Source organism: Acinetobacter sp. TUM15071 (assembly GCF_008980925.1).
GTDB lineage: Bacteria > Pseudomonadota > Gammaproteobacteria > Pseudomonadales > Moraxellaceae > Acinetobacter > Acinetobacter dispersus.
Map to the genome: position 1 here is coordinate 1 of NZ_BKGB01000054.1, position 483 is coordinate 483.

At 53.0% G+C, this 483-nt stretch carries 1 protein-coding gene; it reads right to left on the minus strand.

Annotated features, from left to right (window positions below):
• Positions 1-483: Ig-like domain-containing protein (locus tag GBI66_RS19180; protein WP_228267315.1), on the minus strand; the 483-nt coding region annotated here is incomplete at both ends.

The following is a 483-nucleotide window of genomic DNA, read 5'->3' on the forward strand; positions in this document are numbered from 1 at the left end:
CTGCATCCGTTGGGATACCGGTCAAGGTACCTGTGATCGTCACATTGCCTGCACCCTCAGTGGCATTCACCACATTGTCTGCAGTCACTGCATCGATGTTCAGTACCGCACCCGCTGGGTTCGGTGGTAGGCTGTCCACCACTTCACTGCCTGGTAAGGATGGGTTGCCTGCTGGGTCAGTGGCAATCGCTGTCACAGTACTGCCATCTGGCAAGTTACCTGGGTTTGGTGTAGTCCATACCCCTGTGGTTGGATCTGTTGGTACTTGAACGCTGGTACCATTCGGGAAGGTCACCGTTACGGTTGAACCCGGTTCTGCTGTACCGGTAATTGGATCTGTGCCATTGATTGGATCAATGTCTGGGGCATTCGGTGCAGTCACATCTACGGTATACACTTGGGTATCTGTGATGTTGCTGCTGTTACCCGCGGTATCGGTGAAGGTTGCTGTTGCATCAATGGTTTTATCACCATCCGCCAACA